This is a genomic window from Acinetobacter sp. ANC 4779, from assembly GCF_004331055.1.
Classification (GTDB): Bacteria; Pseudomonadota; Gammaproteobacteria; order Pseudomonadales; family Moraxellaceae; genus Acinetobacter.
On the sequence record NZ_SJNU01000013.1, the window covers coordinates 89,240 to 108,152 of the forward strand.

The 18,913-nt window shown below is 39.4% G+C and carries 23 protein-coding genes and 1 pseudogene; 14 read left to right on the forward strand and 10 right to left on the reverse strand.

Going from position 1 to position 18,913, the window contains the following annotated elements; genetic code table 11:
- The first annotated feature begins 12 nt into the window (after nucleotides 1-12).
- From E0H80_RS14245 to E0H80_RS14255, 3 genes are all read left to right on the forward strand, one after another.
- Nucleotides 13-522 carry a peptidylprolyl isomerase gene (locus tag E0H80_RS14245; RefSeq protein WP_067865654.1) on the forward strand — a complete coding sequence of 170 codons (510 nt, stop codon included), beginning with the start codon at nucleotides 13-15 and terminating at the stop codon, nucleotides 520-522.
- 116 nt (nucleotides 523-638) lie between these two features.
- The gene (locus E0H80_RS14250; RefSeq protein WP_131366833.1) at nucleotides 639-1,358 is read left to right on the forward strand and encodes a UDP-2,3-diacylglucosamine diphosphatase; all 720 of its coding nucleotides are present in this window, start codon (nucleotides 639-641) and stop codon (nucleotides 1,356-1,358) included.
- Between the two features lie 177 nt (nucleotides 1,359-1,535).
- Nucleotides 1,536-1,955: a hypothetical protein gene (locus E0H80_RS14255; RefSeq protein ID WP_131366834.1), complete on the forward strand. Its 420-nt coding sequence runs from the start codon at nucleotides 1,536-1,538 to the stop codon at nucleotides 1,953-1,955.
- An 83-nt stretch (nucleotides 1,956-2,038) separates the two neighbouring features.
- On the opposite strand, the gene hpaI is transcribed toward E0H80_RS14255, so the two are convergent.
- On the reverse strand, nucleotides 2,039-2,833 hold the full coding sequence (hpaI, locus tag E0H80_RS14260) for a 4-hydroxy-2-oxoheptanedioate aldolase (protein WP_131366836.1): 795 nt from the start codon (nucleotides 2,831-2,833) through the stop codon (nucleotides 2,039-2,041).
- Nucleotides 2,834-3,022: 189 nt separating this feature from the next.
- Here hpaI and E0H80_RS14265 point away from each other — a divergent pair, with 189 nt between their 5' ends.
- Both E0H80_RS14265 and nfsB read left to right on the forward strand, forming a co-directional pair.
- Nucleotides 3,023-3,490 carry a super-infection exclusion protein B gene (locus E0H80_RS14265; protein WP_131366839.1) on the forward strand — a complete coding sequence of 156 codons (468 nt, stop codon included), beginning with the start codon at nucleotides 3,023-3,025 and terminating at the stop codon, nucleotides 3,488-3,490.
- A 47-nt stretch (nucleotides 3,491-3,537) separates the two neighbouring features.
- Nucleotides 3,538-4,191, forward strand: a complete 654-nt coding sequence (nfsB, locus tag E0H80_RS14270; RefSeq protein WP_131366841.1) for an oxygen-insensitive NAD(P)H nitroreductase — start codon at nucleotides 3,538-3,540, stop codon at nucleotides 4,189-4,191.
- Between the two features lie 311 nt (nucleotides 4,192-4,502).
- Here nfsB and E0H80_RS14280 read toward each other — a convergent pair whose 3' ends face one another.
- From E0H80_RS14280 to E0H80_RS14295, 4 genes are all read right to left on the reverse strand, one after another.
- Entirely contained in the window at nucleotides 4,503-5,363 is an 861-nt protein-coding gene (locus tag E0H80_RS14280; protein WP_131366845.1) for a DMT family transporter, read from the reverse strand.
- An 81-nt stretch (nucleotides 5,364-5,444) separates the two neighbouring features.
- Nucleotides 5,445-6,482, reverse strand: a complete 1,038-nt coding sequence (gene fba, locus E0H80_RS14285) for a class II fructose-bisphosphate aldolase (RefSeq protein ID WP_131366847.1) — start codon at nucleotides 6,480-6,482, stop codon at nucleotides 5,445-5,447.
- 122 nt (nucleotides 6,483-6,604) lie between these two features.
- A complete protein-coding gene (locus tag E0H80_RS14290; protein WP_131366849.1) occupies nucleotides 6,605-6,877 on the reverse strand; it encodes a hypothetical protein in 273 nt (90 codons plus the stop codon).
- A gap of 171 nt (nucleotides 6,878-7,048) precedes the next feature.
- A complete protein-coding gene (locus tag E0H80_RS14295) occupies nucleotides 7,049-8,236 on the reverse strand; it encodes a phosphoglycerate kinase (RefSeq protein ID WP_131366851.1) in 1,188 nt (395 codons plus the stop codon).
- Between the two features lie 140 nt (nucleotides 8,237-8,376).
- Here E0H80_RS14295 and E0H80_RS14300 point away from each other — a divergent pair, with 140 nt between their 5' ends.
- The 4 genes and pseudogenes from E0H80_RS14300 to E0H80_RS16915 form a co-directional block, all read left to right on the forward strand.
- Complete coding sequence (locus tag E0H80_RS14300; RefSeq protein WP_067865629.1) at nucleotides 8,377-8,760, forward strand: DUF2237 family protein; 384 nt, start codon at nucleotides 8,377-8,379, stop codon at nucleotides 8,758-8,760.
- Entirely contained in the window at nucleotides 8,760-9,353 is a 594-nt protein-coding gene (locus E0H80_RS14305; protein WP_131366853.1) for a Maf family protein, read from the forward strand. The genes E0H80_RS14300 and E0H80_RS14305 overlap by 1 nt, the downstream gene beginning before the upstream one ends.
- Nucleotides 9,354-9,368: 15 nt before the next feature.
- Nucleotides 9,369-10,538 (forward strand): cupin domain-containing protein, encoded by a 1,170-nt coding sequence (locus E0H80_RS14310; protein WP_131366855.1) that lies wholly within the window; start codon nucleotides 9,369-9,371, stop codon nucleotides 10,536-10,538.
- Nucleotides 10,539-11,335: 797 nt separating this feature from the next.
- A pseudogene (locus E0H80_RS16915) lies at nucleotides 11,336-11,518 on the forward strand (hypothetical protein); the annotation flags it as partial.
- Between the two features lie 65 nt (nucleotides 11,519-11,583).
- On the opposite strand, the gene E0H80_RS14315 reads toward E0H80_RS16915, so the two are convergent.
- From E0H80_RS14315 to E0H80_RS14325, 3 genes are read right to left on the reverse strand one after another with little or no spacing between them, the layout of a single operon-like run.
- A complete protein-coding gene (locus E0H80_RS14315) occupies nucleotides 11,584-12,360 on the reverse strand; it encodes a glutathione S-transferase N-terminal domain-containing protein (protein WP_131366857.1) in 777 nt (258 codons plus the stop codon).
- Nucleotides 12,361-12,382: 22 nt separating this feature from the next.
- Complete coding sequence (gene rraA / locus E0H80_RS14320) at nucleotides 12,383-12,895, reverse strand: ribonuclease E activity regulator RraA (protein ID WP_131366859.1); 513 nt, start codon at nucleotides 12,893-12,895, stop codon at nucleotides 12,383-12,385.
- A 12-nt stretch (nucleotides 12,896-12,907) separates the two neighbouring features.
- A complete protein-coding gene (locus E0H80_RS14325) occupies nucleotides 12,908-13,573 on the reverse strand; it encodes a nucleoside-diphosphate sugar epimerase (RefSeq protein ID WP_131366861.1) in 666 nt (221 codons plus the stop codon).
- Between the two features lie 215 nt (nucleotides 13,574-13,788).
- Here E0H80_RS14325 and rpsT point away from each other — a divergent pair, with 215 nt between their 5' ends.
- A complete protein-coding gene (gene rpsT, locus E0H80_RS14330; RefSeq protein ID WP_005010321.1) occupies nucleotides 13,789-14,055 on the forward strand; it encodes a 30S ribosomal protein S20 in 267 nt (88 codons plus the stop codon).
- Between the two features lie 399 nt (nucleotides 14,056-14,454).
- On the forward strand, nucleotides 14,455-14,811 hold the full coding sequence (locus E0H80_RS14335) for an META domain-containing protein (RefSeq protein WP_228260003.1): 357 nt from the start codon (nucleotides 14,455-14,457) through the stop codon (nucleotides 14,809-14,811).
- Nucleotides 14,812-15,382: 571 nt separating this feature from the next.
- Here E0H80_RS14335 and E0H80_RS14340 read toward each other — a convergent pair.
- Nucleotides 15,383-16,120 carry a histidine phosphatase family protein gene (locus tag E0H80_RS14340; RefSeq protein WP_067865600.1) on the reverse strand — a complete coding sequence of 246 codons (738 nt, stop codon included), beginning with the start codon at nucleotides 16,118-16,120 and terminating at the stop codon, nucleotides 15,383-15,385.
- A 56-nt stretch (nucleotides 16,121-16,176) separates the two neighbouring features.
- Nucleotides 16,177-17,031 (reverse strand): 3'(2'),5'-bisphosphate nucleotidase CysQ family protein, encoded by an 855-nt coding sequence (locus E0H80_RS14345; protein ID WP_131366863.1) that lies wholly within the window; start codon nucleotides 17,029-17,031, stop codon nucleotides 16,177-16,179.
- Between the two features lie 13 nt (nucleotides 17,032-17,044).
- Between E0H80_RS14345 and E0H80_RS14350 the strand changes: the two genes are divergently transcribed.
- The 3 genes from E0H80_RS14350 to recA form a co-directional block, all read left to right on the forward strand.
- Entirely contained in the window at nucleotides 17,045-17,731 is a 687-nt protein-coding gene (locus tag E0H80_RS14350) for an HAD-IA family hydrolase (RefSeq protein WP_131366865.1), read from the forward strand.
- The gene (locus E0H80_RS14355) at nucleotides 17,724-18,164 is read left to right on the forward strand and encodes an RNA-binding S4 domain-containing protein (RefSeq protein WP_131366867.1); all 441 of its coding nucleotides are present in this window, start codon (nucleotides 17,724-17,726) and stop codon (nucleotides 18,162-18,164) included. Before E0H80_RS14350 ends, E0H80_RS14355 begins: the two co-directional genes overlap by 8 nt.
- A 144-nt stretch (nucleotides 18,165-18,308) precedes the next feature.
- Nucleotides 18,309-18,913, forward strand: a 605-nt coding sequence (gene recA, locus E0H80_RS14360; RefSeq protein ID WP_131366869.1) for a recombinase RecA, incomplete at its 3' end; no start/stop codon positions are given.

An 18,913-nucleotide genomic window follows, 5' to 3' on the forward strand; every position in this document is an offset into this window, starting at 1 on the left:
GGAGATTATAGAATGAGTTTTCCTCAAGTCGAATTAAACACCAATAAAGGACGTATTGTCCTTGAACTTAACGATGAAAAAGCCCCGATTACCGTGGCTAACTTTCTTCAGTATGTACGTGACGGTTTTTATGATGGCGTGATTTTTCACCGTGTCATTGAAAACTTCATGGTTCAAGGCGGTGGCATGGATGAAAACTTCAAAGAAAAAGCAACTCGCGATTCTATTGAAAATGAAGCTGACAACGGTTTAAGCAATGAAGAAGGTACGGTCGCAATGGCGCGTACTCAAGCACCTCATTCTGCTTCTGCTCAATTTTTCATTAACGTGAAAAACAACTCTTTCCTTAACCACACTGGTAAAACCGCACAAGGCTGGGGTTATGCAGTATTTGGTAAAGTTGTTGAAGGCTTAGATGTTGTTGAAGCAATTAAAGGCGTTCGTACCGGTAACCGTGGTCACCACGCTGACGTTCCTTTAGAAAATGTAGTCATTGAATCTGCTAAAATTATTTCTGAATAAAAAACCTCCTCTGCGTCTTTAATCAGTTTTTAAGGCACTGCTTTAAGAAATAAGGTTAAGGACATAGTCCCTCTATTCACTCGATGGACTTTGAGAGGAAATATTAAGGAAAATACGTGACCTATCTGTTTATCGCCGATTTACATTTGTCACCTGAACACCCTCGACTCGTTCGGGGGTTTTTGGATTTATTGGCACACTATAAAAATAAAGACACGCAGCTTTATATTCTAGGTGACTGGTTCAATGCCTGGATTGGGGATGACTACTCTGCCCCCTGGTTAGATGACGTTATCACTGCTCTACAACAATTTACTCAAGCCGGCAATCATGTTTACTTTCAAGTCGGCAACCGCGACTTTGCACTGGGTCAACGCTTTTTAAGGCAGTTTAATGGCTCTTTGTTGCCTGATGTGGATGCTTTAAAGGTAGGTGATCTCCAGATCCGTCTTGAACATGGCGACCTGCTTTGCACCGATGATGTGTCCTACCAGAAATTCCGTAAAATTATTCGTAATCCGCTACTTTTAGGTTTTCTTAAAAGTATGCCTTTGAGTTTTAGACAGAAACTGGCGAATGGCTTCCGTAAAAAAAGTGCCGAAACCAAGCAAGTAAAGTCGTATCAAATTATGGATGTGAATCCACAAGCCGTTGAACAATCACTTCAAGCAGTGGATGTACTGATTCATGGACACACCCACCGCCCTAATATCCATAATGAAAATGGTAAATCACGGATTGTTTTAGGCGACTGGCGCGAACACGAAGCACAAATTTTGGAAATTGATCCCGAACAGGATCAGCAAACATTAGAATTAAAGACTTGGAGTTATTAATTTAAATTGCACATGCCTTTCTGATCGTATAAAAGCGAAATCCTTTACGACGCCTTAACCCTTCTATTCGTTGTTTATTTATCCTGAATATAATCAACCTGCCTAATCATTTCTTGATTTGTAAATCAATTCAAACATAATCAGCGTATAACATTTCATTCAATTTTAGAGATCTGCATGTCTGATTTTAGCAATATCACCGTGACCCATCATGATGACGACAAAGTTTCACTTTTAGTCGACGGAAAGCCTATTTCCGAACGCTACGCTGTGCAATTTGAAAGCAATATTGTGGATGAATTAAAAGCACTGCAAGATGGTAAGGCGCTGACATTATTTGACCAGTTTATCTTTTCTCATACTGACCTAAATTTTGAACATGCGTATAGCTACGTGACTTGCATGGTTAAAGCAGATTCTCATTATAAAGTGCTGTGTAACTTCGTTTATAAAATCACTGCTGCCGGTCAAGCGCCGATGGAAAACGTGATTACCAAGCAAGGGCAGCCTATGACTAGCGACGATATTCGTGAATTCATTGACAAGCATGTGGCAATGTCTCTGAATGAATATACCGATTTAAAATACGCATACTAATACAAACGCCCCTGCTCGATAAAAAATCAGGGGCTTTCTGTTTGGCTTAAGCAGTTGTTCGGTATTATTTAGAATTATTGAGATTAATAACCATCCGAAACTTTAGGTACATCTACCCCATTTTTATATTTGGCCAAAAGTTCGCGAAGTGAATTCATCAACACACTGGTGTCGACACCCACTGCTACAAACTCCGTTCCGAGTTCCAAATATTGCTGCGTAGCGTCATGCTGTGTGGATAAAATACCGGCTGCCTTCCCTGCCGCACGAATACGTTGAATCGCATTCACCACTGCCTTTTGCACTTCCGGATGGTTTGGATTACCTTGATAGCCCATGGTTGCAGACAAATCCACAGCACCAATAAATACACCATCAATGCCATCCACCTTTAAAATATCGTCCAGGTTTTCCAGACCTGTGACTGATTCAATCTGAATCAACAGACAAATATTTTCATGAGCGGTTTCGTAATAATTCGGAATACTGTTCCAACGGGTTGCTCTTGCTAAAGCTGCTCCTACACCCCGAATTCCTTCAGGCGGATAACGGACTGCTTTCACCATCAGCTCTGCTTGTTCAACCGTTTCCACCATAGGAATCAGTAAGGTTTGTGCGCCAATATCCAATAACTGTTTAATCAGTTGTACGCTGCCAATCGGTGGACGCACCACGGCCTGGGATGGATATGCTGCAATACTTTGTAATTGGGAAAGTGTGGTTCTTAAATCACTGGGCGCATGTTCGCCATCAATCAGCAACCAGTCGTATCCGGCATTGGCTGCAATTTCTGTAGCGTAAGCATCTGCCAAACCGACCCATAACCCAATTTGCTGTTGAGTTTTTAGTTTTCTTTTAAAGTGATTGCTAAATTCCATACGCCTGCTCTCGGAATGGTTTATATTTTACTTAATAATGATTAAACGCCATTTTTCTAAAAGTACCAATATCGAATTCAGATAATCTAAGTAATTCTAACTATTAATAAAACTTCTCAAAACACCTTGTAATAACATATAAATATTGAGATTATCTAAAATTATCAATCGTTCACTAGCCAACTTGAAATGAAAAATAATATTTCACCTTATACTATCAATATAATTCTTAATATTTTTCTACTTTTACTTTTTATTACTTCATTCATGGAAGTAGATTCCACACTTAGTACGTTTATTCACACCTATAAAACTATTTTTATCCTTATTTACCTTTTAAGCCTTTCTATCATTATCTATACATTATGTTTAAAATTCTTTAGATATAAGAAAGAACAAATACAGCTAAAAAGTAATCAAATTAAATACCAACGAACAGTAAGCCAACTCAATCACGATGAAAAACATATTTTATCTTTATTTATAAACAAACAAAGTACGGAAAGCTCTTTAGATCCCAAAAATCCTTCCGTACAATTACTTGAATCACAAAAAGTTATCTTCAATACCGCTATTATTGATGGATCAAAAAAAGTTTATAGAATTGATCCCAATGTATATAAGTTACTTAGGTCTAATCCCAACCTCTTATATTAATATTTCATGTAAAATATTAATATACTTTACAAGTGGAGTAATCATTCATGGATCTTTTAAACGTCTCGAAAACCCGTTATACCACCAAAGCCTATGATCCTATTCGAAAAATCCCCAAGGAACAGGTTGCACGTTTATTAGAAATCTTACGTTTAACTCCATCTTCTATCAATATCCAACCTTGGCACTTTTTTATTGCGGATAATCAGGCAGCTAAAGAACGGATCGCCAAAGCACTGGTGGGAAAATATGCCTATAACGCGCCCAAAGTTCTAGATTCTTCACATACTATTTTGTTCTGTACTAAAGCAGATATCAGTGAACAGCATTTAGATAACTTGCTTACTCAAGATGATATTAGTGGTCGTTTTAAAGACTCAATCGCCAAACAAGGCCAAAAAGATAGCCGTAGCGGTTATGTCAATTATTATCGCAATGAAAAAGGTGATATTCAGCGCTGGGCGGAAAATCAAACCTTTATTGCTTTAGGTCAAATTCTTTTGGCTGCTGGAATTGAAGGCATTGATGCAACACCCATTGGTGGATTTGATGAACAAATCATCAGTGATGAATTACAGTTAACAGAAAAAGGCTTAATCCCTTCAGTATTACTGACACTTGGTTATCGTAGTGAAAATGATTTCAATGCCCAACTGCCAAAATCACGTCTAGACAAAGAACAGATTTTCACTCAGCTTTAATTAACGATTTATTACAATAAAAGGGGGGTATCGTACCCTTTTATGTCATTTCAGGTCTTATTCTTGCAACAATATTGAGGTATATTTGCGCTAAAAATAAAAGGTGGTTCATATCATGATTCCTGCTACAACTAAAATGCCCATGAAATTTGAATGTACACACTGCAACAAAATTTATATGCATCAATATTCCACCAATGCGATTTCTTTTTATCCGACATGTCCAGAATGCAAACAGGCTGGCTTACTTTTGGGAACTGCCGACACCATTGACATGGTTAAGCACCCGAAGACTTTTGCAAAAACCCTATTCAAGCAGATATCGCATAAGCTAGGCAAAGCACACTAGTCACACCTAAAAGTAAACCTGCAGCAGTAGCAAGCTTTAATTTTTCTTTAAAGATGATTAAGCCGCTGAATGCACCAAATAGCACTACGAGAATATTCATGCCTGCAAACACAATTGCAGGTGTGTCTTTCAATAAAATATGCGCTTTAACATAGAGTGCAATATTGGCAAAATTCAGCGCACCCAAGCCCAGTCCAGCCAGCATGTTCTTTTGGCTACCCGCAGTTTTTGTAGTAATCGCAATATAAGTCAATGACAATATAAAGGCACAGATAAACATTAAATTTAAGGCGACGGCAAACTGTACGCCTAATCCGGTGGTGTACTTGAGCAACACATCAATCAAGGCATAGCCAAACCAGACCAGGGCAAGATATAACATCGCCTGCTTTGAAGATGGCTGCCCTGTCTCGGTTTGATGGGACAATAAAATACTGATTACTGCCGCAATTCCCAAAGCAATACCGATGATTTTTACGGTATTGAACTGTTCCTGAAAAATAAAAAATGCGGCCAAAAGTGAGAGAACTACAGATAGACGCTGGGCAATTTCTGTTTTAATAATGCCTGCATATTGCAATGATTTAGCTAAGCATAAAAAAATACTCGGCAGCAAAACACCTAAGGCAACAATTAACCACCACGGCGTATTGAGTATGGAAATATGCTGCAGATCTGGCTTAAACCAGAGAAAGCATAACAAACTGGCAGATGCATAGTTCCAGACAATCATTTGCAATGCATCAAAACCTTTGGCTTTAGCGAGCTTTAACAGAATTGAGATGATGACACTACAGCATGCCGCTGCAAATATAAGTTCCATCTTTTGCCTTATTTTTTAGTTATAAAATACAGAAAAGCCCACAACAGAGGTGGGCTTTTGATTATAAATAATCCTTAAGGATTATTTATAACGATTTACCATTTTCTCTAAAGAAATTGGACGAATCTTGTCTGCATGACCCGCAGTACCAAATGCTGTGTAACGGTCTACACAGATTTGTTTCATTGCATCTACAGTTGCTGAGAAGAATTTACGTGGATCGAATTCGCTTGGTTTTTCTGCCATCATACGACGCATCGCACCGGTTGATGCCAAACGTAAGTCAGTGTCGATGTTGATTTTACGAACACCGTGCTTGATTGCTTCAACCAATTGCTCAACTGGCACACCATAAGTTTCTTTGATGTCACCGCCGAATTCATTGATTACAGCCAACCATTCTTGTGGCACAGAGCTTGAACCGTGCATCACAAGATGGGTATTTGGCAATGCCGCATGAATTTCTTTAATGCGGTCAATGGCTAAAATATCACCTGTAGGTGGACGGGTGAATTTGTACGCACCGTGTGAAGTACCCACTGCAATGGCCAAAGCATCTACATTGGTATCTGCAACGAATTGAGTCGCTTCTTCAACAGAGGTTAAAAGCTGAGAATGGTCAAGAATACCTTCAGCGCCTACGCCATCTTCTTCACCAGCCATACCGGTTTCAAGGCTGCCCAAGCAACCAATTTCACCTTCAACTGAAACACCACAAGCATGCGCCATTTGAACTGTACGACGTGTTACATCAACATTGTATTCGTAACTTGTAGGCGTTTTACCGTCCGCACCTAATGAACCATCCATCATGACTGATGAAAAGCCCAGTTGGATTGAGCGTTGGCATACATCAGGGTCAGTACCATGATCTTGATGCATAACCACTGGAATATGTGGCCACTCTTCAATTGCTGCCAAAATTAAATGACGTAAGAACGGAGCGCCTGCATATTTACGAGCACCCGCAGATGCCTGAACAATAACAGGTGAATTCGTTTCGTCTGCGGCTAACATAATTGCGCGCATTTGTTCTAAGTTGTTTACGTTAAACGCTGGTACGCCGTAGTTGTGTTCGCCGGCGTGATCCAAGAGCTGGCGCAATGAGATAAGTGCCATAATGTCCTCCCAGTTGATGCCCCATATTCTACATGGTGAATCATTTCAATTCAGTAATAAAAAACACTATTTCAAAAAAAATCCCTGCTTATGCAGGGACTTTTAAATAAAACATAACAAACTTAAGGTGCTGTGGCTTCAGAAGCTGCAGCTTCGGCTACCGGAGTTGCTTCATCTGCATTCGCATTGGCTATTTCCGCAGGTACATCTGTATTTTTTTCATCCAGAACAGGTTTATCAAGTGAGTCAATTGCCGCTTGTTGCTCTGGTGTCATTTTTTCTTCTACAGCCGCTGTTGCAGCTGCATCATTTTTTGGAGCTTCATCTTTCTTGGCACAAGCAGTTAAAGCTAAAGGTGCAATAAGAAGCGCTGCAAGTATTAATTTCAAGTTCATCAGATTTTCCTAGGACAGGAGATTTAATGAAGGTCATATTATTGCAGATATATTTCATTTTGATGACTGCAATATGTACTGCACCATGACAAAAGGCTGACCCGAGTCAACCTTTTGTCATATTTAATTTATGGCTTAATCTGATTTAAAGTTTCTGATCTAATCTAAAAATTAAGCACGCTCAAGCAATACAGCAACTGCAGGCAGTGTTTTACCTTCTACAAATTCAAGGAAAGCGCCACCACCGGTAGAAATATAACCAATTTTGTCAGCTACTTCATATTTATCGATTGCAGCCAATGTATCACCACCACCCGCAATAGAGAAACCTGCTGATTCAGCAATTGCTAAAGACAATGCTTTGGTGCCTTCACCGAACTGATCGACTTCAAATACACCCACTGGACCATTCCAAAGAATCGTTTTTGAGGTTTTAATAATTTCAGCAAATGCTTTTGCAGTTTCTGGACCAACGTCTAAAATCATGTCGTTGTCGGTTACATCCGCAACGTTTTTAACTACGGCTTTTGCTTGAGCCAATGAACCCAAGAAATCAGCAAAGTTAATTTCAGCTGCATCTGCAACCACAACGTCTGTTGGAAGTGGAACTGATACTTTTGCAGCAATAGCTTTGGCTGTGTCGATCAAATCATTTTCGCAAAGTGATTTGCCCACATTGTAACCAGCAGCAGCCAAGAAGGTATTGGCGATACCACCACCAACAATAATTTGGTCACAAATGCCAGAAAGAGAAGTTAACACATCCAGTTTAGTTGAAACTTTCGAACCTGCAACAATGGCAACCATTGGAGATGCAGGTGTTTTAAGTGCACGGCCTAGAGCATCCAGTTCAGCTGCAAGTAATGGACCTGCCGCTGCAACAGCGGCAAAACGCGCTACGCCTTCAGTCGAGGCTTCTGCACGATGCGCCGTACCAAATGCATCCATCACAAATACATCGCAAAGTGCTGCATATTTTTGTGCAAGTTCAGGATTGTTTTTCTTTTCACCCGGGTTGAAACGCACGTTTTCAAGCAATACCACCTGACCTGCGGCAACTTCAATACCATCTAAGTAGTCAGTCAATAATTTAACGTCTTGACCCAAAGCTTGAGTCAAATAAGCAGCAACAGGAGCTAAAGACTGTTCTGGTTTAGGTTCACCTTCAACGGGACGACCAAGGTGAGAACAAACCATTACCGCAGCGCCTTTTTCTACCGCTGCTTTAATTGTAGGAAGCGCAGCGCGTAAACGTGCATCACTTGTAATCTCACCATTTTTCACAGGTACGTTTAAATCTTCACGGATAAGAACACGTTTACCTGTTAAATCGAGGTCAGTCATACGCTGAAAATTCATGTATAGCTCTCTTTATAGATATAAAAACCGCCCGATTTTAAATGATTATGTAGAAAAAGGTTAGCTTCTTTTGCATAAAAGCTGTCGAAAGGCAAAGTTTTGATTATCATAGTCAAAAGCCACTCCATGATTTAGAGCTTATGTCTATTCACCCAGATCCAAATATCAACCGTTTAAATGTTTTAGGCGAACCTATGGCTAGCTGTTGCTATGCTCCTATTACCGGATATTTTCGTAACGGCTTTTGTCATACTGCGACAACCGATCTAGGTCAGCATACAATGTGCGTACAGATGACCGCTGAGTTTCTTAATTTTTCGCAAAAAGTAGGTAATGACTTGATCACACCTTTACCCGAAGTCGATTTTCCAGGTTTAGAGCCCGGTGATTTTTGGTGTATTTGTGTGACCCGTTGGGTTGAAGCATACCAAGCCGGTATCGCTCCTCCGATTAAAGTTCAAGCTTGCCATCAAGCTGTACTCTCCTATGTTCCGCTTGATGTGCTTATGGAATATGCAGTGTAATGAGTACTCCCCAAATTATTTTGGCTTCCAGCAGCCAAACTCGTAAAGACTTAATGAACCGCCTTCGCATCGATTATCAAAGCATTGTGCCTGATATTGATGAATCTCCTCGTGGTGAAAATCATGCGGATCATTTAGCCAAAAGACTGGCTTTTGATAAAGCCAAAGCCATTGCAGAACAGTATCCAGAAGCAATTGTGATTGGATCTGACCAAGTGGCTTGGCGTGAAGGTGCACCGGATATTTTTATTGGCAAACCGCTCACTATTGAAAAAGCGGTGAAACAACTGCGAGCCAATTCCGATAAAATCGTATATTTCAGTACCGCCTTAAGTGTGCAACAGTTGTCTACCGGCTTTGAACAAACGCTGGTTGAACACTATAAGGTTAAATTTCGCAAGCTCAGTCTTGCTGAAATTGAGCGTTATATTGAAGTAGAACAACCTTTAATGTGTGCCGGCAGTTTCAAATGTGAAAGCTTGGGGATTAGCCTGTTTGAGCAAATGACTGGACAAGACCAAACCACTTTGATGGGTATGCCGATGATTCAGCTGTGCCATATCCTGCGTCAATTGAATATTTTAGTTCCTTAATTTTAGGCTGTATGTATGTCTCAACCTTTAGATGTCTTAGGCGGAATTACCGCTGAACAATTCCTTGCCGAATATTGGCAGAAAAAACCATTACTGGTGCGTAATGCGCTTCCTGAAATTGCGAATCTTTTAGAACCTAGCGATGTCATGGAACTTGCACTGGATGAAAATATCAGTGCCCGCCTCATCAAACAAAAAGATAAAGATCCAAACCAATGGTCTGTGAAATCATCGCCTTTAATCAAAGCTGATTTCCAGAAGATGCCAAAACTTTGGACTTTACTGGTACAAGCTGTAGATCACTACTCTTTTGATCTTGCAGAACTGTGGAAAAAATTTCCGTTTATTCCGCAATGGCGTCGCGATGACATCATGGTGTCCTATGCCCAAAAAGGCGGCTCAGTCGGTAAACATTTTGACTTTTATGATGTATTTTTAGTTCAAGGTCATGGACACCGCCGCTGGCAGTTGGGACAAATGTGTGATGCCGAAAGCGAATTTATTGCAGGTCAACCGTTAAAATTACTGCCAGAGATAGATGTCAATTTTGATGAAGTTTTAGCACCGGGCGATTTACTCTACGTGCCACCCGGTTTGTCTCATTACGGTGTCGCAGAAGATGACTGTCTGACATATTCATTTGGCTTCCGTATGCCGAATGTGGCTGAAATGATGGATCGCGTCAGTGATAAATTTGCCGATGATCAATTGCTTAAAAATCCACTCACTGACATCATCCGCGATAAAATCAGCTCGATCGGTCAGATCAGTCCAGCTGAACTTGAGTATTTAAAAGCAGAACTTTTAGCACAATTGCAAAATCCAACCGTGCTTGAAGATGCACTGATGAGCCTGATGTCGGAGCCAAAATATCCGGAAAATATTCCGGAGGCTGAAGCACTGGGTACAGGTGATTTAGAAGAAGCTTTGGATCAAGGTTATTCACTTATTCTTGAGCCGGCATCACGCCTGCTTTATACCGAAGATGAAGATGAGTTGCTGTTCTGGGCCAATGGTGAAGGCATTTGTATTTCAGATGCATTTGCACCGATTTTAAAACAATTGGCCGATGGCAATCCGGTATTACTTGATGAAAATCTTTATGATCCAGATATGCTGGAAGACATCGTAAACTTGTTAAATGAATCGATTCTGATGTTATTATCTGCTGCAGAGCAAGAATAAACCAAACAATAAGGGGAAATCAAAGTTTCCCTTTTTTATACTCTAGAAGCACTAAAGTTTATGTTTTAGAAAAATCAAAAGCAAAATAACTTTTAAATTTTAATTTATTTCCAATTCGATAATATGAAGTTGTTAAATAAATATGCGTATCTATTTGCACCATTTCATCATGATAGTGTCTTACATCATTTGGATTAGCAGATAAATCAGGATTGATAATCAAAACATCTAGATTACTAGACTTCTTGCGAAAGTCATTATTGCAAGTTTATTCGGGTTACCAAAGCAGCGATTAAATCCTGTTAATTCTCCTGTAGAAGAGACATTAAATACTTTACTTCGCCAAAGATTTAAACGCTGAAACCAAACCGGTTTCATCACCATACCTTTTGCACCACCACTTAAAGATTCAATTTTTGGACAAGTTGCTGTTTAAAAAAATTGATTCAAATCTTTTAGATTTAAAGTTTTCAAACCCTCAAACCCATGAATATTATTTAGTTTTAAATGGCTTTGTTGCACAAAAATATGAATAATGGCGAATCAACAATATTATTCTTAGATGACTAAACCTGCACCTAAAACTTATCCAATCACCCATTAATCTTCTTCAACCAAGCTCTGACCAACCATGGAAATATCATGGTTCAGTTGGCGACCTATAGTCAATAGTCTGCACAATCAAATGGCAGACAAGCTCTAAATCAAAGCTATTCTGATGCTACGATTCAACAATGCTCTGGAAAATTTGCTTGGTTGATCATGGATGATGTTTGCTCGAAGCCCAGATTTACTACATCAAACAATTGGAAGATAAACTTCGTTCAAGCAAGTTTCAAAGCCAAGTCAATGAAGTTCATGCATCCTTAACCATATTGAATAAGTGTACTCAATTAGGCAGACCTCATACCCAAGTTGTAACCTTCATTCCTGTAGCTTGGGAAATGGTACCTTTTAAATGTTTATACAACAAAACCTGAATAAATTGATTCATTGAGATAAAAAAACAGCTGATTTAGCTGTTTCTTGATTGTCGTTTGATCATTCAGCTATATTGTTTTTTTAAATATTTAACAATATCGGCTGACTCAAACATTTTCACGCCTGTATTCGGGTCGACCAAATAAGGAACCTGGATATCACGTCCCATAATTTCAACCACTTTTGCGCGTTTACCGCCGTGTAGGGGTTGATACCTTCCTGGCTTCAGCCGTAAAACTGCGGGACCCATATCTTGCCAGCGCTCTTTAGGCACATTATGAAATATGAATGGAAGTTCCAATTCAGTTAAAACACCACGTACAATTCGTGTAAATGGACTCGCTTCAAAACCCCATAACTCTAAAAGTTGGCTAGGCACTTCACGATCAATAATTTTTTTATTCACCCACACCCCACGTGCACCATTAATGATTGTTCCCGCAAAAGCAGCCACAGGAATTTTGGGATAGTGCGCAAATTTTTTCGGCGTTTTCCCAGTTCGACCATAATGCTTAAATAAATAATGGATGATATCTTGGGATTCATACATTTGAGTACCCGAATTTTCATCAATAAAAAATGGAAATTGTTTTTTTCCACCTTTCTCTTGAACAATTTTTCGGTACTTCTGTCCACCTTTTGGACAAGGATAAACCTCATAATCCAGATTTAATAAAGTCATGACTTCACGTACACGACGGCAAAATGGAGAACCTTCAAACTCATAAAGTTTGAGTGGTTTTTCCGGCTGTTGAGGAAAGGCAGTGCCACTAACTCCGCGTCCACCTGCAGTCAAGGCTGAAGCTAAAGCCTGTACAACTTTAATTTGATGATTCACCATTTTTATCCTTATGCAACTGTCGTTATAGGTCGACTAATTTTTCTTTTGCAATCACAATTCCATTATTATCCGCGTAGAGATAATCGCCAGAATGGATGCTTACCCCACCAAAATACAAAGTTAAATCGACCTCGCCAATGCCTTTGCGATTACTTTTTTGTGGAATTGCAGCCAATGCATGTACCCCCAGATCCAATTCAGCAATCGCATCAACATCTCGTATACAGCCAGAGATGACTACACCATTCCAGTGGTTCTTAACCGCTGACTCTGCAATCATGTCGCCCATCAAGGCACAGCGCATTGAAGCCCCACCATCGACCACCAGCACTTTACCGGTACCATCAGTCGCAAGCAGTTCTTTTACCCGCGAATTATCTTCAAAGCATTTCACAGTCACGACCTGACCCGTAAAACTTTTACGTGCGCCATAGCTTTTAAAGAATTTACCATCGATGGATGGTGTTATCACCTGAATTTCTTTTTCTGGATTGTCGTCAAGTAAATCGCAAGTTACAAATGCTGCATTAGACACTTTTCAGCTCCCTCATTTAGAATTTTGTATACGTAAATTATCATAAATTTCAAACTTTTCAGTTTGAGTTTGCGCTGCCTCGACCATAGTATGAGCCACCTGCTTTGCTGTCACTGGCTTATATTTAAATGAATTGGGAACTAAATGCGAAAGTTTCTGATAGAGCTTTTGTGTCAGGTCTTCCAAGCTGCGTTGTTCTGGACGATCACCCAACAATAATGAAGGACGCAAAATCGACACACATTGCAGATCTAAACTCTGGATATGCTTTTCCAATTCACCTTTTACTTTATTATAGAAAAAATTTGAATTGGTATTGGCGCCCATCGCGCTGATCAGCAAATAGTGAGTATGGGTCGATTCAAACAAATCGGCAAAATGTACATTTATTTCATAATCAATATCATGAAATTTTTGCTTAGATCCGGCTTTTTTTAGCGTTGTCCCTAAACAACTAAATGCATGACTATATCCATTCACATCTTCGTCATTGAGTAACAGAAAATCATCCAAAATGAATTGTTGTACTTTTTCTAAGCGTTTGAGTGTCAAATCTTCACGACGGACAACAGCTGTAATTTTCTCGCAACTTTCTATACGATTAAGTTGTTTCAGTAGCTCAAGACCTACTAAACCCGTTGCTCCAATTACAATCGCACTTTTAATTGATTTAGTCATTTTTTAAGCAATCTCTATAGGTTATTACTAATCTAACGGTTTCTTTATACTTTTTATGCATCTAAAATGTTGTCAAAGCAAGTCAAGACTTGACTTAACGTCATAGTTTAATCACAATATGGCACTTGTTTACGGGCTGGTGATAATTCTTCTGATGAAGGTTTTCAGTTGCAATTTCAGCCCGCCCAGACCAATCTAATTCAAGGAGTGCACGAGTGGCAAACTCTGCTCAAGCTAAAAAACGTGCTCGTCAAAACGTTAAAGCACGCAAACACAACGCTAGCTTACGTTCTATGGTTCGTACTTATCTTAAACGTACAGTAGCTGCAATCGCTGCTGGTGATTATGCTGCTGCTTCAGAAGCATATAAAACTGCGGTACCTGTAATTGACCGTATGGCTGATAAAGGCATCATCCATAAAAACAAAGCTGCTCGTCATAAGAGCCGTTTGAATGCACAAGTTAAAGCTTTGGCTAACTAAGTTGTTGCATTGAAAAAAGCCCGTTAAGGGCTTTTTTTACGCCCGAAATTTCTTCATTTACAGTGTAAATATCTTAACTTTTTGCACTTAAACTCTTTAAGCTCATTAAGATTAGCCTGTAATCAATTAAAAAAGCCCATTGGGTAAATCCTGCTTAAATTATTTATCCAATAAACATATGATTAATAAATAATTCTAACCACACCTTATAATTGAGTTTTAATATTTTTATTTTTTAATACCTCCTGTTTACTCAAAGTGATACATGTTTATTTTCAGATCAACTCTTGTAGAGGATTAGTTAATAATCAAATGAATTCTAAGAAAATTTTATAAACTAAAATTTGTTTTGACTGCCTCACAATTATCTTTAAGTATTAAATTAATTGGAGAAAAGCAATGTTAAGAAAAATTATTCTTGTAACCAGTATAGTCACTTCTTTAACCTTGGCTGGTTGCAATACATCTACACCAAATCCCTCTACTGATCAAAATTTAACCCAATTACAGAATAAAAATTGGGTTCTAACCGAAATCAATCAAGTTGTTTATAAAGCTGACCCGACACAGTCTGCTCTCCCCGCTATGAGATTTGATAGTCATGAAGTAAGCGGCACCGATGGATGTAACAAATTCATGGGAGGTTATGCGGTTATGGGAACTCAGATCAAATTTGCAAATCTAAAAGCAATAGAAAATAATGCGTGTTCAAGTGCAACTAATTTATCCCAAAAATTCTCTCAAGCCTTAAGCTAGGTTGTTAGTTACGATGCCTCGAAGAATGAATTGAAGTTACTTGATAGCAATAATAGCGCGGTGATTAAGTTTAAAAATCTTAAATAGATATAAATTAGCCCTCATCTGAGGGCTAATTTATTTGTTTAAATCGTTTTGAATCTAAGACATAAGCTCTGAATAACCATATGCTCGAATCTTTGGATTTACGAATGTATTATTTTAAGCATATTGAATCAGACCGCACAATTAAATGAATTTTTGATAAATACGTCGTGCTTTAATCCCACTGTTTTCTTAATTCTTCTTTTTTCTCTAGGAACTTTTTTTAAGATCATATCAAACAATATGCCAAATAATTTCATCTGCTCAACATAATTTATTATTCAAGAATAGGGCCTGTAAACACATTTATTTATACGAAATTTCTGAGTTTAAGATTGAAGTTTTGAACGATTGATACCTAACTCTATCTTAAGCTTAGATAGTATTAATATAGATCAAATATTTAAAATTGTGGAAGAAAAGATGCAATTATAGTTTTTTGATTTAAAATTATATTGATAAATTTTTATTCTTATAAGTAACTCTTTTATTTCTCTAATTCCTGAAACTCTCGAATCGAAAGCTCATTGACTTTACCGCGCCAAATCCATTTAAGTTTTGATTCTAAAAACTCGTCACCTTCAAACCAGACAAATAGACCTTCCATCATTTGAGGCCAGTCTTCTCGACTAATGGTATTACGCCCCGAAATCACAGCAATAATTGCCGCTAAAATCGTATCGTGACTAACTGCCAAACTTAGACCAAAATGATCTTGTGGATGGGTGTTATAAATAAGCTCTAATACGTCTACTACGCCCGTAATCGGATGTTTCATTCCCGGCAAGGCATTATTAACAAAACTATTAATGAAGCCTAAAGCGCCCTGTTTTATAAAATATGGACCTGCCTGTTTAATATCCAGCACAAAACTCCCCGGTTCAACCAACAAGCCTTGCTCGACAATTTCAATACAATGCGTATTCTGCGCAAGTGTACTCGAATCTGCACCTTGAATCATTAAAACTGCTGTATCGACACAACGCTGAATGGGGCTTGAAATACAGTGTTGAATACTGCGGTCGGTATTTTCAATTAAATAAGTTCCCCACGCCTGTGCCAAATCGCGACCTTGCGAGGTTAACTGCAAATCGTAGCCAGCCAAACCCTGCCCAGCCACTACTTCACGAATAGAATGCCGAGTAAATAAAGTTACAGGTGTTTTTGCATCGGGCAATAAATCAATTGCCTTGAGCATACTTGCAGGGAGTAGGTCTAGCGCCATGATGCAGCCAAAGATTAAACATGGTTCGGTACACTATAACATGTTAAAACATCACCTCAATACATGTTCGCCATAAGTCCTAGAGCACGGAATGCCAATTTTTTCATTTCATTATTCTTAAAGGCAATAAAGCCGCCGTTCAACAAATTATCTCGCTGATTGTATAAAAAAGGGCGGCCTTGCAAATCTACCAATCCCCCACCAATACGCTCCAGTAAACATTGACCTGCGCTGGTATCCCACTCGCTCGTTGGATGGAAGCGTGGATAGATATCGACCTTTCCTTCAAGCATCATACAAAATTTATAAGCACTCCCTGCCTTGAACTCAATAATCTCAACTTCGTGTCTTAATATTTCCAAGTATTCACTATATTTTGATCGACCTTGGCTACTTTGACTTAAACCCACTTGAATCGCTGCGTCAGGTTCATCTGCTGCATATTCCAGCCATTGTCCGGTTTGAGTCTCAAATTTCAACGGCAGGCCTTGCTTCGGACAAATATAGAGGCTCTGCTCAGCAGGAATTGCCAATATCGCAAAAGTAGTATGTGCGCCTTCCACCAAACTTAAGTTAATGGTAAATTCAGGCCGTTTATGCAGAAATTCTTTGGTTCCATCTAAAGGATCAAGCAACCAGAATTTTTGCCATTGCTTACGATCGGTATGGCCACCTTCTTCTGACAATACAGGGATCTGTGGAAAACTTTTTTGTAATGCTGTGGTGATAAAGTCATTGACCCGATAATCAGCTTGGGTCACAGGTGAATTGTCACTTTTCTGCTCGACATCAAAAGCTTCACCTGCACAATAGGCCTGATATTCCACTCGCAAAATTTTACATGCCTGTGTCACAATAGGGATAAGCTGTAAAATTAAAGCATCTTGTGGTGCTGTTGTTATTTTGAACATAGATTACCTATATATGCCGAATTACTCAGAAAAACCGACCATCATCTTTGACATGGATGGCACGCTCCTTGACCTTGCTTATGATGATTTCATCTGGAATCATCAACTTCCCATTCGCTATGCGGCGACGCATGGCTGCACGCTCGAACACAGCACTGAATCGCTATTTCAGTTCTATCAGCAACATAATCATACCTTAAATTGGTATTCAACCCGGTTCTGGAGCGCAAAAGTTGGGGTCGACACCTTGGCACTGCAACATGAATTTAAACATAAAGTTGCGCTGCGTGCAGGCTGTATAGAATTACTCGATTATCTCAAAAGCAATGGCTATGCTTGCTGGCTTGCCACCAACGCAGATTGCGAAGGCTTAAAGTTTAAACTGGAACAAACTCAACTGGCCGATTATTTTGATGTGATGATCAGCAGTGAAAGTATCGGTTACGCCAAAGAGTCGATCGAATTCTGGCAAAAACTACAAGCACTTCATCCCTTCCAAATCAATCAAGCCTATTTTATAGATGACACAGAAAAAGTACTCAACAGTGCAAAAAAATTTGGTATCGGCAATTTAATTACCATTGCACAGCCCTCATTTAAAGGAAAGATGCGGACTGAAAGTCCTTATGCTATTTTACAAGACTTAACCGACTTAATCGTCGTGTTAGAACAAGCTGAGGATCTGAAAAAATATGCCTAATCCCTCTCAACAAAACACTGTTGAAAGTATGCGTGTTGACAAATGGCTGTGGGCGGCACGTTTTTTTAAAACCCGTTCCCTATCTAAAGCTGCTATTGAAGGCGGGAAAGTCCACCATAATGGTGAACGCGTAAAAGTGTCTAAAGAAATTCGCGTGGGAATGGAACTGACCATTCAGCAAGGTTTTGATCGAAAAACCATTCTGATCAAAGCCTTGTCAGCAAACCGTGGTGCAGCCCCGATTGCACAACAACTGTATGAAGAAACAGAAGTTAGTGTTGCACGACGAGAGTTGCTTACAACACAAAGAAAGTTGCATAATCTAGCCCGACCTGAACATCGGCCAAGTAAAAAAGATCGCCGACTAATCAGCAAATTCAAACAAGATAATGATCAACAGTTTGGCCAGGACTGGTCATACAGCGATGATTAATTTAAGCGTCATATTCTGTCGTACTCGACCGGATTGATATAGAACATAAAGAATGAATCTGTCACTATACTTGGGTGGAACACGTTTTAAAGTAACTCATCCACTTAAGTTAATATTTTTGTGACATCGTTTTGAGGTTGTGAGATGGATGATAATAAAAGTAAGGCGCTAAATGCTGCCCTAAGCCAAATTGAAAAACAATTTGGTAAAAACACAGTAATGCGTCTTGGTGATAACACCGTACTGGCTGTTGATACGGTGTCTACAGGTTCTTTAACCCTGGACATTGCCTTGGGTATTGGTGGCTTACCGAAAGGTCGTATCGTAGAAATCTACGGGCCTGAATCTTCGGGTAAAACCACGATGACTTTGCAAGCGATTGCACAATGTCAAAAAGCGGGTGGTACTTGTGCCTTCATCGATGCCGAACATGCGCTTGATCCTCAATATGCACGCAAGCTGGGTGTAGACCTTGACAACCTGTTGGTTTCTCAGCCAGACAATGGTGAACAGGCACTTGAAATTGCGGACATGCTGGTTCGCTCAGGTGCAGTTGACATGATCGTTGTCGATTCCGTGGCTGCATTGACCCCTCGCGCAGAAATTGAAGGCGAGATGGGTGATTCACATATGGGCTTACAAGCACGTTTGATGAGTCAGGCATTACGTAAAATTACCGGTAATGCAAAACGCTCTAATTGTATGGTGATCTTCATTAACCAGATTCGTATGAAAATTGGTGTGATGTT

Bases quoted from the DNA above. Each gene is read 5' to 3' on its own strand.
- E0H80_RS14245 (WP_067865654.1), top strand. From the start codon at position 13: ATGAGTTTTCCTCAAGTCGAATTAAACACCAATAAAGGACGTATTGTC.
- E0H80_RS14255 (WP_131366834.1), top strand. From the start codon at position 1,536: ATGTCTGATTTTAGCAATATCACCGTGACCCATCATGATGACGACAAA.
- hpaI (WP_131366836.1), bottom strand. From the start codon at position 2,833: ATGGAATTTAGCAATCACTTTAAAAGAAAACTAAAAACTCAACAGCAA.
- E0H80_RS14265 (WP_131366839.1), top strand. From the start codon at position 3,023: ATGAAAAATAATATTTCACCTTATACTATCAATATAATTCTTAATATT.
- nfsB (WP_131366841.1), top strand. From the start codon at position 3,538: ATGGATCTTTTAAACGTCTCGAAAACCCGTTATACCACCAAAGCCTAT.
- E0H80_RS14280 (WP_131366845.1), bottom strand. From the start codon at position 5,363: ATGGAACTTATATTTGCAGCGGCATGCTGTAGTGTCATCATCTCAATT.
- fba (WP_131366847.1), bottom strand. From the start codon at position 6,482: ATGGCACTTATCTCATTGCGCCAGCTCTTGGATCACGCCGGCGAACAC.
- E0H80_RS14290 (WP_131366849.1), bottom strand. From the start codon at position 6,877: ATGAACTTGAAATTAATACTTGCAGCGCTTCTTATTGCACCTTTAGCT.
- E0H80_RS14295 (WP_131366851.1), bottom strand. From the start codon at position 8,236: ATGAATTTTCAGCGTATGACTGACCTCGATTTAACAGGTAAACGTGTT.
- E0H80_RS14300 (WP_067865629.1), top strand. From the start codon at position 8,377: ATGTCTATTCACCCAGATCCAAATATCAACCGTTTAAATGTTTTAGGC.
- E0H80_RS14305 (WP_131366853.1), top strand. From the start codon at position 8,760: ATGAGTACTCCCCAAATTATTTTGGCTTCCAGCAGCCAAACTCGTAAA.
- E0H80_RS14310 (WP_131366855.1), top strand. From the start codon at position 9,369: ATGTCTCAACCTTTAGATGTCTTAGGCGGAATTACCGCTGAACAATTC.
- E0H80_RS14315 (WP_131366857.1), bottom strand. From the start codon at position 12,360: ATGGTGAATCATCAAATTAAAGTTGTACAGGCTTTAGCTTCAGCCTTG.
- E0H80_RS14325 (WP_131366861.1), bottom strand. From the start codon at position 13,573: ATGACTAAATCAATTAAAAGTGCGATTGTAATTGGAGCAACGGGTTTA.
- E0H80_RS14335 (WP_228260003.1), top strand. From the start codon at position 14,455: ATGTTAAGAAAAATTATTCTTGTAACCAGTATAGTCACTTCTTTAACC.
- E0H80_RS14340 (WP_067865600.1), bottom strand. From the start codon at position 16,120: ATGGCGCTAGACCTACTCCCTGCAAGTATGCTCAAGGCAATTGATTTA.
- E0H80_RS14345 (WP_131366863.1), bottom strand. From the start codon at position 17,031: ATGTTCAAAATAACAACAGCACCACAAGATGCTTTAATTTTACAGCTT.
- E0H80_RS14350 (WP_131366865.1), top strand. From the start codon at position 17,045: ATGCCGAATTACTCAGAAAAACCGACCATCATCTTTGACATGGATGGC.
- E0H80_RS14355 (WP_131366867.1), top strand. From the start codon at position 17,724: ATGCCTAATCCCTCTCAACAAAACACTGTTGAAAGTATGCGTGTTGAC.